The 14,675-nt window shown below is 55.5% G+C and carries 15 protein-coding genes; 10 read left to right on the top strand and 5 right to left on the bottom strand.

Translation table 11 applies throughout. The annotated features are described in order from the left end of the window. The first annotated feature begins 19 nt into the window (after positions 1-19). From yjbE to L466_RS00095, 4 genes are all read left to right on the top strand, one after another. The gene (gene yjbE, locus L466_RS00080) at positions 20-262 is read left to right on the top strand and encodes an exopolysaccharide production protein YjbE (RefSeq protein ID WP_014168186.1); all 243 of its coding nucleotides are present in this window, start codon (positions 20-22) and stop codon (positions 260-262) included. Between the two features lie 118 nt (positions 263-380). Beyond that, on the top strand, positions 381-1,019 hold the full coding sequence (locus L466_RS00085; protein WP_025206403.1) for a YjbF family lipoprotein: 639 nt from the start codon (positions 381-383) through the stop codon (positions 1,017-1,019). Beyond that, a complete protein-coding gene (locus L466_RS00090) occupies positions 1,016-1,753 on the top strand; it encodes a capsule biosynthesis GfcC family protein (protein ID WP_032679376.1) in 738 nt (245 codons plus the stop codon). The genes L466_RS00085 and L466_RS00090 overlap by 4 nt, the downstream gene beginning before the upstream one ends. After that, positions 1,753-3,849, top strand: coding sequence for a YjbH domain-containing protein (locus L466_RS00095; RefSeq protein ID WP_014168189.1), 2,097 nt, complete (start codon positions 1,753-1,755; stop codon positions 3,847-3,849). The genes L466_RS00090 and L466_RS00095 overlap by 1 nt, the downstream gene beginning before the upstream one ends. Before the next feature lie 38 nt (positions 3,850-3,887). Here L466_RS00095 and L466_RS00100 read toward each other — a convergent pair whose 3' ends face one another. Both L466_RS00100 and L466_RS00105 read right to left on the bottom strand, forming a co-directional pair. Then, a complete protein-coding gene (locus L466_RS00100; RefSeq protein WP_014168190.1) occupies positions 3,888-4,343 on the bottom strand; it encodes an acyltransferase in 456 nt (151 codons plus the stop codon). A gap of 8 nt (positions 4,344-4,351) precedes the next feature. After that, positions 4,352-4,867 (bottom strand): GNAT family N-acetyltransferase, encoded by a 516-nt coding sequence (locus L466_RS00105; protein ID WP_032681925.1) that lies wholly within the window; start codon positions 4,865-4,867, stop codon positions 4,352-4,354. 129 nt (positions 4,868-4,996) lie between these two features. Between L466_RS00105 and psiE the strand changes: the two genes are divergently transcribed. Continuing rightward, entirely contained in the window at positions 4,997-5,407 is a 411-nt protein-coding gene (gene psiE / locus L466_RS00110) for a phosphate-starvation-inducible protein PsiE (RefSeq protein WP_020882851.1), read from the top strand. A gap of 96 nt (positions 5,408-5,503) precedes the next feature. Here psiE and malG read toward each other — a convergent pair whose 3' ends face one another. From malG to malE, 3 genes are all read right to left on the bottom strand, one after another. Beyond that, positions 5,504-6,394 (bottom strand): maltose ABC transporter permease MalG, encoded by an 891-nt coding sequence (gene malG / locus L466_RS00115; RefSeq protein WP_014168193.1) that lies wholly within the window; start codon positions 6,392-6,394, stop codon positions 5,504-5,506. Between the two features lie 14 nt (positions 6,395-6,408). Continuing rightward, on the bottom strand, positions 6,409-7,953 hold the full coding sequence (malF, locus tag L466_RS00120) for a maltose ABC transporter permease MalF (protein ID WP_020882850.1): 1,545 nt from the start codon (positions 7,951-7,953) through the stop codon (positions 6,409-6,411). A gap of 66 nt (positions 7,954-8,019) precedes the next feature. Further along, the gene (gene malE, locus L466_RS00125; RefSeq protein ID WP_020882849.1) at positions 8,020-9,210 is read right to left on the bottom strand and encodes a maltose/maltodextrin ABC transporter substrate-binding protein MalE; all 1,191 of its coding nucleotides are present in this window, start codon (positions 9,208-9,210) and stop codon (positions 8,020-8,022) included. 372 nt (positions 9,211-9,582) lie between these two features. On the opposite strand from malE, the gene malK reads away from it, so the two are divergent. The 5 genes from malK to ubiA all read left to right on the top strand — a co-directional run bounded on the left by malK (position 9,583) and on the right by ubiA (position 14,673). Beyond that, positions 9,583-10,692: a maltose/maltodextrin ABC transporter ATP-binding protein MalK gene (gene malK, locus L466_RS00130; protein ID WP_014168196.1), complete on the top strand. Its 1,110-nt coding sequence runs from the start codon at positions 9,583-9,585 to the stop codon at positions 10,690-10,692. A 42-nt stretch (positions 10,693-10,734) separates the two neighbouring features. Further along, a complete protein-coding gene (locus L466_RS00135) occupies positions 10,735-12,045 on the top strand; it encodes a maltoporin (protein WP_020882848.1) in 1,311 nt (436 codons plus the stop codon). A gap of 114 nt (positions 12,046-12,159) precedes the next feature. Then, on the top strand, positions 12,160-13,113 hold the full coding sequence (gene malM / locus L466_RS00140; RefSeq protein ID WP_032681924.1) for a maltose operon protein MalM: 954 nt from the start codon (positions 12,160-12,162) through the stop codon (positions 13,111-13,113). A 180-nt stretch (positions 13,114-13,293) separates the two neighbouring features. Next, complete coding sequence (gene ubiC / locus L466_RS00145; RefSeq protein WP_014168199.1) at positions 13,294-13,791, top strand: chorismate lyase; 498 nt, start codon at positions 13,294-13,296, stop codon at positions 13,789-13,791. A 12-nt stretch (positions 13,792-13,803) separates the two neighbouring features. Further along, entirely contained in the window at positions 13,804-14,673 is an 870-nt protein-coding gene (gene ubiA / locus L466_RS00150) for a 4-hydroxybenzoate octaprenyltransferase (RefSeq protein WP_025206398.1), read from the top strand. Positions 14,674-14,675: the final 2 nt, after the last annotated feature.

The raw sequence follows: 14,675 nt of genomic DNA, 5'->3' as shown, positions 1-14,675 counted from the left end.
TAAATGAAGGGAAATTCTTATGAAGAAAGTACTGTATGGCATTTTCGCCATATCTGCGCTTGCGGCGACATCTGTTAATGCGGCTCCGGTTCAGGTCGGAGAAGCGGCAGGTTCGGCTGCGACGTCTGCGTCTGCGGGGATTTCTACCGCGTCCAGCGCCAGCACCGTAAGTTCAGCCGTGGGTGTCGCCCTGGCGGCAACCGGTGGCGGTGATGGCTCCAATACCGGAACCACGACCACCACGACCACCAGCACCCAGTAATAACGGGTGTTTTAATCATAACCACACTTCGGTGTGGTTATTCTGGCTTTTCAGTAGCCTTCGGGACCTGTAGACCGGGTAAGCGCAGCATCACCCGGCAATAATGCGGAGAAGAGTCGTGAAGCGACCTGGGATCATCCTGATTTGTCTGCTTTTGCAGGCATGCTCGGCCACCACCAAAGGGCTGGGCCATTCACTGTGGGAAAGCATGTTCGGTACGCCGGGCGTGCATCTGACCGATGACGAACTTCAGAACATGCCCTATGCCAGTCAGTACATGCAGCTCAACGATGGCCCACAGCTGTTTGTGGTGCTCGCTTTCGATGAAAACGGGCAGCAGAAATGGGTGACGCAGGATCAGGCCACCATCGTAACGCAGCACAGCCGTATCGTGAAAACCCTGCTCGGGGGCGACAACCTGCTTGAAGTCAACAATCTCGCCGCCGATCCGCTGAACAAGCCGAACCAGATAACCGACGGGGCAAGCTGGACCCGCACGATGGGCTGGACCGAACACAAGCAGGTTCGCTATGCCACCGCCCGCTCCACCTTCCGCTGGGATGGCACGGACAGCGTCAATGTGGGCAGCGACGAAACCCGGGTTCGCGTGCTGGATGAAGAGGTCACTACCGATCAGGCAACCTGGCATAATCGCTTCTGGGTGGACGATGACGGCCAGATACGCCAGTCGTTACAGTATCTGGGTGCCGGATTCTTCCCGGTCAAAACCACGCTGATCAAGGCCGCGAAATCATGAAAACACTTATTCGCGTTGCGCTGATCGCAAGCTTTGCTACGCCGCTCGCATGGTCTGCCGGGACGGTAAAAGTCTATACGCAGGACAATACGAAGCCTAAAACATTGACCAACGCCGGACACTTAATCGATCTCGTCGGCCAGCCAAGGCTGGCGAACAGCTGGTGGCCGGGTGCGGTCATCAGTGAACGACAGGCGACGGTGGTGGCGGAGCAACAACATAACGCGCTGCTCGCCAGGCTAACAGGGCTGGCGGAGCAGGAAGAGGGTGACGACGCGGCGGCCATTAACAGCCTTCGCCAGCAGCTTAAGGCGCTGAAGGTCACCGGACGGTTGCCGGTCAATCTCGATCCGGACCACGTTCGCGTCGCGGAAACGGCTAACCCGTCACTGGAAGGTGAGTACACGCTCTGGCTACCTGTTCAGCCTTCTACCATTACCGTGTTCGGGCTTGTCAGCAGTCCCGGTGACAAGCCGTTTATGCCGGGTCGCGATGTGGCGAGCTATCTCGATGAACAAAATTTGTTGAGCGGTGCGGATAAGAGCTACGCATGGGTGGTGTACCCGGACGGCCAAACGCAAAAAGCACCAGTAGCCTACTGGAATAAACGCCATATCGAACCGATGCCAGGCAGCGTCATTTTTGTCGGTTTTGCCGACCATTTCTGGACGAAGGCATATGACGGGCTGAACGCCGATATCCTTCACTCCCTGAAACAGCGGATACCGGAATAATGAAAAGAACCTATCTCTATAGCATGCTGGCGTTGTGCGTGAGTGCCGCCTGCCATGCAGAAACGTATCCGGCACCCATTGGCCCGTCTCAGTCAGACTTCGGCGGCGTCGGTTTACTGCAAACGCCTACCGCGCGCATGGCGCGGGAAGGGGAAATCAGCCTCAACTACCGTGATAACGATCAGTATCGCTACTACTCCGCCGCTGTACAGCTGTTTCCGTGGCTCGAAACCACGCTGCGCTACACTGACGTGCGCACCAAACGGTACAGCAGCGTCGAGTCCTTCTCCGGCGATCAGACCTACAAAGATAAAGCGTTCGACGTGAAGCTGCGTCTGTGGGAAGAGAGCTACTGGATGCCGCAGGTCTCCGTTGGCGCGCGGGATATCGGCGGTACCGGTCTGTTTGATGCGGAATACGTGGTGGCCAGCAAAGCCTGGGGACCGTTTGATTTTTCGCTCGGTCTCGGCTGGGGGTATCTGGGCACCAGCGGCAACGTGAAAAACCCGTTTTGCTCCTACAGCGACAAATATTGCTATCGCGATAACAGCTATCAGAAAGCAGGCTCCATCAACGGCGACCAGATGTTCCACGGCCCGGCCTCGCTGTTTGGCGGCGTAGAGTACCAGACGCCCTGGCAGCCGCTGCGCCTGAAGCTGGAATACGAAGGGAATGACTATTCACAGGATTTCGCCGGTAAGATTGAGCAGAAGAGCAAATTTAACGTCGGTGCCATTTACCGTGTGGCTGACTGGGCTGACGTTAACCTCAGCTATGAGCGTGGCAATACCGTGATGTTTGGCGTGACGCTGCGTACCAACTTTAACGATATGCGGCCCCACTACAACGACAACGCGCGCCCTGCCTACCAGCCGGAGCCGCAGGATGCCATTCTGCAGCACTCCGTCGTGGCGAACCAGCTGACCCTGCTGAAATACAACGCCGGTCTGGCGGATCCGAAGATTCAGGTGAAAGGCGATACGCTGTACGTGACCGGCGAGCAGGTGAAATACCGCGACTCGCGGGAAGGGATCGAACGTGCCAACCGGATCATCATGAACGATCTGCCGGACGGGATCAGCACGATCCGCGTGACCGAAAACCGTCTGAACATGCCGCAGGTTACGACGGAAACGGATGTCGCCAGCCTTAAGCGCCATCTGGAAGGCGAACCGCTTGGGCATGAAACCGAGCTGGTGCAAAAACGCGTTGAGCCAGTGGTGCCAGACACCACCGAGCAGGGCTGGTATATCGATAAGTCGCGCTTTGATTTCCATATCGATCCGGTACTGAACCAGTCTGTTGGTGGGCCAGAAAACTTCTACATGTATCAGCTGGGCGTCATGGCGACGGCGGATCTGTGGGTCACCGACCACCTGCTGACCACCGGCAGCCTGTTCGGTAACCTTGCCAACAACTACGACAAGTTCAACTATACCAACCCGCCGAACGACTCGAAGCTGCCGCGCGTGCGTACTCGCGTACGTGAATATGTGCAGAACGATGCTTACGTAAACAACCTGCAGGCCAACTACTTCCAGTACTTCGGTAACGGTTTCTACGGCCAGGTTTACGGCGGTTATCTGGAAACGATGTTTGGCGGCGCGGGGGCTGAAGTGCTCTACCGTCCGGTAGACAGCAACTGGGCGTTTGGTCTTGATGCCAACTACGTAAAACAGCGTGACTGGCGCAGCGCGCAGGACATGATGAAGTTCACCGACTACAGCGTTAAAACCGGCCATCTGACGGCCTACTGGACGCCGTCGTTTGCCCCGGATGTACTGGTGAAAGCCAGCGTTGGTCAGTATCTGGCGGGGGATAAAGGCGGCACGCTGGATATCTCTAAACACTTCGACAGCGGTGTGGTGGTCGGTGGCTATGCCACGATCACTAACGTCTCGCCGGACGAGTACGGGGAAGGGGACTTCACCAAAGGCGTGTACGTCTCCATTCCGCTGGATCTGTTCTCGTCAGGCCCAACCCGCAGCCGTGCGGCAATTGGCTGGACGCCGCTGACGCGTGACGGTGGTCAGCAGCTGGGGCGTAAATTCCAGCTGTACGACATGACCAGCGATAAGAACATCAACTTCAGATGATGCGTGAGTGCCCGGTAGCGTTACGCCTGCCGGGCACCTTACAAACGCCGCAACAGTCTCGCCGGGTTCCCGGCGTAAACCCCTTTTTCGGTGATGGACTTTGTCACCACGCTTCCCGCCCCAATCACCGCCCCATCACAAATTGAGACAGCCAGAATGGTGGCCCCGCTGCCGATTGAAACGTCGTTGCCCACGCGAATGTGTCCCCAGCTGCGCCGGTCGGCATTGGGTTTACCGTCGCGGAACATATCGTTGGCGAACATCACCCCATGGCCAATGAAACAGCGCTCACCGACGGTGACGTACTCGCAGATGAAGGTATGGGACTGAATTTTGCTGTCAGCACCGATGTGCGAGTTAGCCTGGATTTCAACAAACGGGCCGATAAAGACGTTATCGCCCAGCGAACACTCATAAAGATTCGCGGGTTCGTAAATGACGACGTTTTCGCCGCAGACAACATGACGAATAGCCGTCTGGCGTTGCTCTGGCATACATCTCCTTAGACTGGCATCGACATAATATGGAGGGTGCTGGTTTGCGCCGCAGTGACGAAGAGGGTGTCTTTGACATGTTTCAGCCCCTGCGCTTCGTAAAACCGGCGTGCGCGAGGGTTCTTTTCGAGGACTTCCAGCCACAGCAGATTTTCCGAACAGGCTTTTGCCTGGCGAATCACTTCCGCAAGGAGTTGCTCGCCGTAGCGGTGTCCCGTGGCATCCGGCAATAAATAGAGTTTATGCAGGAGCGTACCCGACAGCCCCTCGGGCTCGATGGTCTGCTGGGTTGAGAATTTTGCGAATCCGACTGGCATTTGTGCGCTGGCAATGAGCCAGTAAGTGCCCGGCTGCAGCAGGCTGTCTGCTATCGCCTGCGGCGCGTATTCCTGCTCAAGAAAGGCGGCAAGCTCCGTCTGGTTTTCCCATAGATGCCCAAAGTGATGCCGGTAGCTGGCATACCCCATTTCACTCAGCTGTTTTGCATCATCCACGGTGGCGCGTTGAATGGTTACTTTCATCATCCCTTCGTCGAAATAAGTGTGTCACAGTGCAACATGCCACAGCGCTGAACATAATATAAACAAAAAATATAGATCACCGTCACATTTTTGCGTTATACAGGAACCTCGCCCTGGAGAATGAGGTGCTCTATGACATCCCTGACTCGCCCGCGCGTTGAGTTTATCTCAACAATCCTCCAGACCGTGCTGAACCTCGGTCTGCTGAGCCTTGGCCTGATACTGGTCGTCTTTTTGGGAAAAGAGACGGTGCATCTGGCGGATGTGCTGTTCGCCCCTGAACAAACCAGCAAATATGAGCTGGTGGAAGGCCTGGTGGTCTACTTTCTCTACTTTGAATTTATCGCGCTGATTGTGAAGTATTTCCAGTCGGGCTTTCACTTCCCGCTACGCTATTTTGTTTACATCGGGATCACCGCGATTGTGCGGCTGATCATCGTGGATCATACCTCCCCGCTCGACGTACTGATCTATTCGGCGGCGATCCTGCTGCTGGTGATCACGCTCTGGCTGTGCAATTCGAAACGGCTGAAACGGGAATAAAAAAATGGCGGCCCGGAGGCCGCCTAACAACAGTCACAAGTTGGGTCAATACAATACGTCTAAAGTTGAGGGTTGCAGTGGCATAACAAATGAAACTTAACCTTTCACACCGCCCGCCGTCAGGCCATTCACCAGCCAGCGCTGCGCCAGCAGGAACACGACAGTGATAGGGATGGCGGAGAGTACAGCCGCCGCAGCAAAGTCGCCCCACAAATAGTTCTGCGGATTGAGGTATTGCTGCATACCGACGGCCAGCGTATAGCTGTTGACATCACGCAGTAACAGGGAAGCGACCGGCACTTCGGTGATGGCTGCGATAAACGACAGGATAAAGACCACCGCCAGGATCGGCACCGACAGCGGCAGAAGCACCAGACGGAATGCCTGCCACGGGGTCGCGCCATCCAGCGCCGCCGCTTCTTCCAGCGAGCCGTCGATGGTTTCGAAATACCCTTTGATGGTCCACACATGCAGCGCGATACCGCCAAGATAGGCGAAGATGACGCCACCGTGGGTGTTCAGGCCGATAAACGGCACATACTGGCCCAGTCGGTCAAACAAGGCATACAACGCCACCAGTGACAGTACCGCCGGGAACATCTGGAAAATCAGCATCCCTTTCAGCAGCGTGGCCTTACCCGGGAAACGCATACGGGCAAAGGCGTAAGCACAGGTCGTGGAGAGTGCGACAATTCCAATCGCGGTAATCCCGGCAATTTTCACCGAGTTCCACAGCCATAACAGCACCGGGAACGGCGGTGGCGTGACGCGGCCATCCGCGTGTTCAACGCTGAAGCCCAGCGCTAACTTCCAGTGCTCCCAGGAGATTTCATCCGGGATCAGGCTCCCGGTCGCGAAGTTACCGGCACGCAGGGAGATGGCGATGACCATCAGCAGCGGGAACATGATTGCCGCGATAAAAATCAGCAGCCCTAAATGCGTCGCGAAGAGGCGCAGTTTCTGAGATTTGGGTTGGACCATAGACATATTCTGTGCCCTCCTTAGTCGAATTTCATGCGTGTTGCTTTCAGGTTCACAATCGCCAGAGCGCCAACCAGCAGGAAGATCAGGGTGGCAATCGCTGCCGCCAGACCGAAGTCCTGACCGCCGCCGCCTTCGAAGGCGATACGGTAGGTGTAGCTGACGAGCAGGTCGGTATAGCCTGCCGGCGTGGTGGTGCCAAGACGGTCAGGCCCACCGTTGGTCAACAGCTGAATCAGCACGAAGTTGTTAAAGTTGAAGGCAAAGCTGGCAATCATCAGCGGCGTCAGCGGCTTAATGAGCAGCGGCAGCGTAATCTTAAAGAAATTCTGGAACGGACCCGCGCCATCCATTGCCGAGGCTTCGTACAAATCGTCCGGAATCGCCTTCAGCAGGCCCATGCACAGGATCATCATGTACGGATAACCGAGCCAGGTGTTCACGATGATAATCATCGAGCGGGCGGTGATGGGGTCGCTGAACCAGGCCGGTTTGATGCCGAACAGCGCGCTCAGCATCATGTTGATTTCACCGAAGCTCTGGTTAAACAGCCCTTTGAAAATCAGAATCGAGATAAACGACGGGACGGCATACGGCAGAATAAGCAGCACGCGGTAAATGGCTTTCCCTTTCAGAGATTCCCACTGCACCAGACACGCCAGCACCATGCCCACGGCAACGGTCAGGATCACCGTCAGTATGGAGAACACCACGGTCCAGACAAAGATGGCGAAGAACGGTTTCTGGATCCCTTCATCGGTGAAGACGCGGGTGAAGTTGTCCCAGCCTATCGTCACGGTGTAGCCCGGGCTGAGCTTGTCATCACCCCATTTGCCATCAGCCGTAATGGACTGGTAAAAACCAATGTCGTTGTTTGGACGGTACTTCACGCCGCTCTGGTTGTTTGTCAGCGTGCCGTCGTCCGCCAGCGTATAGAGCGGTTGTGTCCCGGAGAACTGGCGCAGTGAACTCATGGTCACTTTGCTTTCGTCCGGCAGTTGGGCGGTAAGCTGCGTCAGTGCCTGACGGTTCTGCGTAATGATGCGCAGGTTAGCGCGTTCGCCTTCCGGCAGGGCCGCAGCCTCTTTTAAGGCCAGCTTCTGCTCGCCGCCAAATTTGAAAGCGTCAGAGACATAATTTTTGCCGGTTTCTTCGTCAGTGAGTGCTAACTTCCACTCGCTGCCCGCAGGATACAGGCCGAAGTTAAAGGTTTTGCCCGCCTGATAAGAGCGGTCCATCAGCACCTGTTGGGCGCGTTCCTGCGCAAGCTGGTTGGTGCTGCTGTAGTTGGTGAACGCGATAGCAATGGTACAAATCAGCGGGAACAGGACAAACAGACCCATCCCGGCCACGCCCGGGTAAACATATCGCCAGGCATAGGCTTTACGGTTGGCGAAAATATACAGGCCAGCAGAGCTTAAAATCAGCGTCATGATGGCGAACAGATATTCCCCTTGTACGTACATTAAAACAACAAGGTAACCCACCAGCAGACACAGCAGACCCATTACAGACCACTTCAGGGCAGAGCTTTGCCACCAGTGTTTCTTTTTAATGACATCCATGGGGTTCTTCCTCTACAACACATTTTGTTCTCCCTCTCTCCGCAGGGGAGAGAGGGGATAAAAGCCTTACTTCGTGATACGACCCTGAGCATCTTTCAGCGCAGCATCAACCGTCTGACGACCGCTTGCTGCGTTGATGACGGCGGTACGGGTTGCGTACCAGAACGCTGCCATTTGTGGGATGTTCGGCATGATTTCGCCTTTCTGGGCGTTATCCATGGTTGCCGCGATACGTGGGTCTTTCGCCAGCTGATCCTGGAAGGATTTCAGCGCAACCGCGCCCAGCGGTTTGTCCTTGTTCACTTCATCCAGACCCTGATCGGTCAGCAGGTAGTTTTCCAGGAACTCTTTCGCCAGCTCTTTGTTCGGGCTGGCAGCGTTAATACCTGCGCTCAGCACGCCAACGAACGGTTTAGACGGCTTGCCTTTAAAGGTTGGCAGCAGGGTTACGCCGTAGTTGATTTTGCTCTTGTCGATGTTGGTCCAGGCCCACGGACCGTTGATGGTCATCGCGGTTTCGCCTTTGTTGAACGCCGCTTCTGCGATGGAGTAGTCGGTATCCGCGTTCATGTGTTTGTTCTTGATGAGGTCAACCAGGAAGGTCAGGCCTGCTTTCGCGCCAGCGTTGTCCACGCCCACGTCTTTCACGTCATATTTGCCGTTTTCAAATTTGAACGCGTAACCGCCGTCGGCAGCAATCAGCGGCCAGGTGAAGTACGGTTCCTGCAGGTTGAACATCAGCGCGCTCTTACCTTTCGCCTTCAGCTCTTTATCCAGTTTCGGGATCTCTTCCCAGGTTTTCGGTGGGTTGGGTACCAGGTCTTTGTTGTAAATCAGAGACAGCGCTTCTACCGCGATTGGGTAAGCGATGATCTTGCCGTTATAGCGAACGGCATCCCAGGTGAACGGGTACAGTTTGTCCTGGAAAGCTTTGTCCGGCGTCACTTCAGCCAGCAGACCCGACTGGGCGTAGCCACCGAAACGGTCATGTGCCCAGAAGATGATGTCCGGACCGTCACCCGTTGCAGCCACCTGCGGGAATTTCTCTTCCAGTTTGTCCGGGTGTTCAATGGTAACTTTGATACCGGTGTCTTTCTCGAATTTCTTGCCCACTTCGGCCAGGCCGTTATAGCCTTTATCGCCGTTAATCCAGATAACCAGCTTACCTTCTTCAATTTTGGCGAGAGCCGGTGCGGAAATCATCATTGCTGCAAGGGCGGACAATGCGAAAACGCGTGCGCCAGTCTTGATCTTCATATCTGCCATCCTTTTTTGGTGATGTGCTCGTGGATACACTGAGGTGGTTCAACGTGACTCAGTCTCCTTATTTGACATCCTCTTTCCATCCTCCCAACCCCTACGCCCCACCCCCCGTTTGTGTGATCTCCGTTACATAAATTTAAGTTATGAGTGCTGGCGCACATAAAAACATAGTGAATTTTGCAGGTGGCTTCACGAATTTCGCCTCAGCCCTCCAGCGGCGGTCGCAGAGCCTGCTCTCTCATCCTCCCGCCTCCTCCCCCATAAAAAAGCCGGGGGGTGGAGGATTCACGAAAGTAATGGATACCCCATAGTGAACTTATCTTGAATGTTTCTGTCGGTGACAGGTTGTAACGAAGGGAGAAGGGCATGGCGAGCGTACAGCTGCGTAATGTAACGAAAGCCTGGGGTGACGTTGTGGTGTCGAAAGACATCAATCTGGACATCCACGAAGGTGAATTCGTGGTATTTGTCGGCCCATCTGGCTGCGGTAAATCAACTCTGCTGCGTATGATTGCCGGTCTTGAAACCATCACCAGCGGCGATTTGCTGATTGGTGATACCCGAATGAATGACATTCCGCCTGCCGAACGTGGCGTCGGCATGGTTTTCCAGTCTTATGCACTCTATCCCCACCTTTCCGTAGCCGAGAACATGTCCTTCGGTCTGAAGCTGGCGGGCGCGAAAAAAGAGGTGATTAACCAGCGCGTCACGCAGGTGGCGGAAGTGTTACAGCTGGCACACCTGCTTGAGCGTAAACCAAAAGCCCTTTCCGGTGGTCAGCGTCAGCGTGTGGCAATTGGCCGTACGCTGGTCGCCGAACCGCGCGTGTTCCTGCTCGATGAACCGCTTTCTAACCTGGATGCCGCCCTGCGCGTCCAGATGCGTATCGAAATCTCCCGTCTGCACAAACGTCTTGGCCGCACGATGATTTACGTCACCCACGATCAGGTCGAAGCGATGACGCTGGCCGACAAAATTGTGGTGCTGGACGCCGGTCGCGTGGCGCAGGTGGGTAAACCGCTGGAGCTTTATCACTACCCGGCAGACCGCTTTGTTGCGGGCTTTATTGGCTCGCCAAAGATGAACTTCCTGCCCGTCAAAGTGACCGCGACAGCCATTGAACAGGTACAGGTGGAGCTGCCAAACCGTCAGCAAGTGTGGCTGCCGGTCGACAGCGCCAACGTACAGGTGGGGGCCAATATGTCCCTCGGTATTCGTCCTGAGCATTTACTGCCGAGCCACATCGCCGATGTGACGCTGGAAGGTGACGTTCAGGTCGTCGAACAACTTGGTCACGAAACACAGATTCATATCCAGATCCCCGCCATCCGTCAAAACCTGGTCTACCGCCAGAATGACGTGGTGTTGGTAGAAGAGGGTGCCACATTCGCTATCGGTTTGCCGCCAGAGCGTTGCCATCTGTTCCGTGAGGATGGCACCGCATGTCGTCGGTTGCACAAAGAGCCAGGCGTTTAAGCATTCCAATTACAAAGAAAAGCAATGATCTCAGGAGATAGAATGATGATTACTCTGCGCAAACTTCCTCTGGCAATCGCCGTGACGGCAGGCATTTTGTCTGCACACGCGGGTGCCGTGGACTTTAAAGGTTATGCTCGTTCTGGCATTGGCTGGACCGGGAGTGGCGGTGAACAACAATGTTTCCAGGCAACCGGTGCACAAAGTAAATACCGTCTCGGTAACGAATGTGAAACCTACGCCGAACTGAAACTGGGTCAGGAAGTGTGGAAAGAGGGCGATAAGAGCTTCTATTTCGACACTAACGTTGCGTATTCCGTTTCTCAGCAGAATGACTGGGAATCCACCAGCCCGGCCTTCCGTGAAGCAAACGTGCAGGGTAAAAACCTGATTGAATGGCTGCCAGGCTCCACCATCTGGGCCGGTAAGCGTTTCTATCAGCGTCATGACGTCCACATGATCGACTTCTACTACTGGGATATCTCTGGTCCTGGTGCGGGTATCGAAAACATCGATCTGGGCTTCGGTAAACTGTCTCTGGCCGCGACCCGTTCTTCTGAGTCCGGCGGTTCTGCAACCTTCGCCGATCGTGATGCGAACGGCGACCGTATTTATGACAACGTAGTACCAAACGATGTCTTCGACGTCCGTCTGGCCGGCCTGGAAACCAACCCGGGTGGTACACTGGAACTGGGTGTTGACTATGGTCACACCAACATTCCTGACGATTACTATCTGCAGCCTGGCGCCTCTAAAGATGGCTGGCTGTTCACCGCTGAACACACCCAGAGCATGTTGAAAGGCTTCAACAAGTTCGTGCTGCAGTACGGTACGGACTCCATGACCTCTAACGGCAAAGGTATTCCGCAGGGCGGTAGCATTGATAACGACGGTTCCATGTGGCGTGTGCTGGACCACGGTGCAATCACCCTGGCAGACCGTTGGGACCTGATGTACGTCGGTATGTACCAGAATATCGATCGTGACAACAACAATGGTACAGAGTGGTGGACTGTCGGCGTGCGTCCAATGTTCAAATGGACGCCAATCATGAGCACCCTGCTTGAAGTGGGCTACGACAACGTTAAGTCTCAGAAAACTGACGAGAAAAACAGCCAATACAAAATCACCCTGGCACAGCAATGGCAGGCAGGCGACAGCATCTGGTCTCGCCCGGCTATCCGTGTCTTCGCAACCTACGCGAAGTGGGATGAGAAATGGGGCTATGCGAACAACGACTCAGGCGCAGGTTACACCTCCGGCGTAGCGTATAGCGACACTTCCGCGAAAACCTTCAGCCGTGGCGACTCCGACGAGTGGACCTTCGGTGCCCAGATGGAAATCTGGTGGTAATGCGGTAGACCTGACGTAATGACCTAAAAAGAGGGGCGCAAGCCCCTCTATCCTTAGGGTGCTGCGCGCTATTGCCTGGCCACCGCAGTGCTCACGCTATCAGAGGTAATAACAATGAAAATGAAGAAAAGTCTCGTCGCGCTGTGCCTCTCTGCGGGGCTGCTGGCCTGTGTTCCGGCGATCACCTTCGCAGATGTCAATTTCGTGCCACAAAATACCAGCGCTGCGCCTGCCATCCCGGCGGCGGCGCTCCAGCAACTGACCTGGACGCCGGTTGACCAATCCAAAACCCAGTCGACCCAACTTTCTGCGGCAGGCCAACAGCTTAACGTGCCGGGGATTGCCGGTCCGGTTGCCGCTTTCAGCGTCCCGGCCAATATTGGTGAGCTGACCCTGACGCTGACCAGCGAAGTAAGCAAGCAGACCAGCGTATTTGCGCCTAACGTCCTGATTCTGGATCAAAACCTAACGCCATCTGCCTTCTTCCCGAGCGACTATTTTGGCTACCAGGAACCTGGCGTCATGAGCGCTGACCGCCTCGAAGGCAAAATGCGCCTGACGCCTGCTCTGGGACAGCAGAAGATTTATGTCCTGGTCTTCACCACGGACAAAGATTTGCAGCAGACCACTAAGCTCACCGACCCGGCAAAAGCCTATGCCAAAGGAACCGGTAACTCTGTTCCGGATATCCCGGATCCGTTAGCGCGTCATGTCACCGACGGGTTGCTGAAGCTGAAAGTCTCAACAAACAGTGCTTCCAGCGTACTGGTTGGCCCTCTGTTTGGTTCATCCGGTACAGGCCCGGTCACGGTGGGGAACACTGCTGCGCCTGTGTATGCCGCACCCGTTGCTACGGCGGCGGCTCCGGCTGCAACCGCAGCCCCAGCTCCGGCGAAGAAAGCCGAGCCGGTACTGAACGACACCGAAGAATACTTCAATAACGCCATTAAGCAGGCGGTGAAGCGCGGCGATGTCGACAAAGCGCTGAAACTGCTTGATGAAGCCGAACGTTTAGGTTCAACCACTGCCCGTTCCACCTTTATCAGCAGTGTAAAAGGCAAGGGGTAACCGTTTCCCCACAGTGCTGATTTGTTAGTAGTTTAGTGCGCCTGAGTGGGCGCACTTTTTTTGGTGTCACACGGGCTGTTGCGCTCTTGTTGCGATCGTGATCGTTAAATAACGTTTGGCCCCCCTCAATCCGCTTTTCTGCGATACAATGCCATTACGTTATGTATCGGAGAGTCTGGCATGTCACACCCCGCGCTAACGCAACTGCGTGCGCTGCGCTATTTCGACCAAATACCTGCGCTTGACCCGGAGCAACTGGACTGGCTGCTGCTGGAAGATTCCATGACTAAACGTTTCGAGCAGCAGGGCAAAACCGTTACGGTGACCCTGGTTCAGGAAGGGTTTGTCTCTTGCGCTGAGATCGCCTCTGAGCTGCCCCTGTTGCCGCAGGAAGAACGCTACTGGCTGCGCGAAATTTTACTCTGTGCAGACGGTGAGCCATGGCTTGCCGGACGAACGGTCGTTCCCGAGTCCACCCTTTCCGGGCCAGAGCTGGCGCTACAACGGCTGGGGAATACGCCGCTGGGGCGCTATCTTTTCACGTCGTCCGAGCTTACCCGGGATTTTATTGAGATTGGTCGCGATGCCGAACTGTGGGGGCGTCGTTCCCGCCTTCGCCTGAGCGGTAAGCCGTTAATACTGACGGAGCTTTTTTTACCGGCATCGCCGTTGTACTAAGAGGAAGAAAAAATGGAGTGGAGCCTGACGCAGAATAAGCTGTTGGCTTATCACCGCTTGATGCGTACAGATAAACCCATCGGCGCGCTGCTGTTGCTGTGGCCGACCCTTTGGGCGCTATGGGTAGCAACACCAGGGGTACCGCCGCTGTGGATCCTGGGGGTGTTCATTGCAGGCGTCTGGCTGATGCGTGCGGCGGGCTGCGTGGTCAATGACTATGCGGATCGTAAATTTGACGGGCACGTAAAACGTACGGCCCATCGTCCGTTGCCCAGCGGGCAAGTGACCGAGAAAGAGGCCCGTACGCTGTTTATCGTACTGGTGCTGCTCTCTTTCCTGCTGGTGTTAACCCTGAACACCATGACCATTCTGCTTTCAGTTGCGGCCCTGGCTCTGGCCTGGGTTTATCCGTTCATGAAGCGCTACACCCACCTGCCTCAGGTGGTGCTGGGCGCGGCGTTTGGCTGGTCGATCCCGATGGCGTTTGCGGCGGTGAGTGAGTCCGTCCCGTTAAGCTGCTGGCTGATGTTCCTGGCGAACATTCTCTGGGCCGTGGCATACGACACGCAATACGCGATGGTAGACCGCGACGATGACCTGAAGATTGGCATTAAATCGACGGCGATCCTCTTCGGACGTCATGACAAGCTGATCATCGGTATCCTGCAGGTTGCGGTGCTGGCGTTAATGGTGACGATGGGTTACCTGAACGGGCTCAACTGGGCGTTTTACTGGGCCGTGCTGGTGGCGGGAATGCTGTTTGTCTACCAGCAGAAGCTGATTGCGAAACGTGAGCGTGAAGCCTGTTTCAAGGCGTTTATGAATAACAACTATGTCGGTCTGGTGCTGTTTTTAGGGCTGGCGATGAGCTACTTTTCGTAAAA

It is taken from the genome of Enterobacter sp. BIDMC 30, from assembly GCF_000534355.1.
Classification (GTDB): domain Bacteria; phylum Pseudomonadota; class Gammaproteobacteria; order Enterobacterales; family Enterobacteriaceae; genus Enterobacter; species Enterobacter ludwigii.
The sequence above is the reverse complement of the archived record's forward strand: the minus strand, read 5'-3'. Positions and strand labels throughout refer to the sequence as shown.

Coding starts and splice junctions, on each gene's coding strand:
- yjbE (WP_014168186.1), top strand. CDS start 20: ATGAAGAAAGTACTGTATGGCATTTTCGCCATATCTGCGCTTGCGGCG.
- L466_RS00090 (WP_032679376.1), top strand. CDS start 1,016: ATGAAAACACTTATTCGCGTTGCGCTGATCGCAAGCTTTGCTACGCCG.
- L466_RS00095 (WP_014168189.1), top strand. CDS start 1,753: ATGAAAAGAACCTATCTCTATAGCATGCTGGCGTTGTGCGTGAGTGCC.
- L466_RS00100 (WP_014168190.1), bottom strand. CDS start 4,343: ATGCCAGAGCAACGCCAGACGGCTATTCGTCATGTTGTCTGCGGCGAA.
- L466_RS00105 (WP_032681925.1), bottom strand. CDS start 4,867: ATGATGAAAGTAACCATTCAACGCGCCACCGTGGATGATGCAAAACAG.
- psiE (WP_020882851.1), top strand. CDS start 4,997: ATGACATCCCTGACTCGCCCGCGCGTTGAGTTTATCTCAACAATCCTC.
- malG (WP_014168193.1), bottom strand. CDS start 6,394: ATGTCTATGGTCCAACCCAAATCTCAGAAACTGCGCCTCTTCGCGACG.
- malF (WP_020882850.1), bottom strand. CDS start 7,953: ATGGATGTCATTAAAAAGAAACACTGGTGGCAAAGCTCTGCCCTGAAG.
- malE (WP_020882849.1), bottom strand. CDS start 9,210: ATGAAGATCAAGACTGGCGCACGCGTTTTCGCATTGTCCGCCCTTGCA.
- malK (WP_014168196.1), top strand. CDS start 9,583: ATGGCGAGCGTACAGCTGCGTAATGTAACGAAAGCCTGGGGTGACGTT.
- L466_RS00135 (WP_020882848.1), top strand. CDS start 10,735: ATGATGATTACTCTGCGCAAACTTCCTCTGGCAATCGCCGTGACGGCA.
- malM (WP_032681924.1), top strand. CDS start 12,160: ATGAAAATGAAGAAAAGTCTCGTCGCGCTGTGCCTCTCTGCGGGGCTG.
- ubiC (WP_014168199.1), top strand. CDS start 13,294: ATGTCACACCCCGCGCTAACGCAACTGCGTGCGCTGCGCTATTTCGAC.
- ubiA (WP_025206398.1), top strand. CDS start 13,804: ATGGAGTGGAGCCTGACGCAGAATAAGCTGTTGGCTTATCACCGCTTG.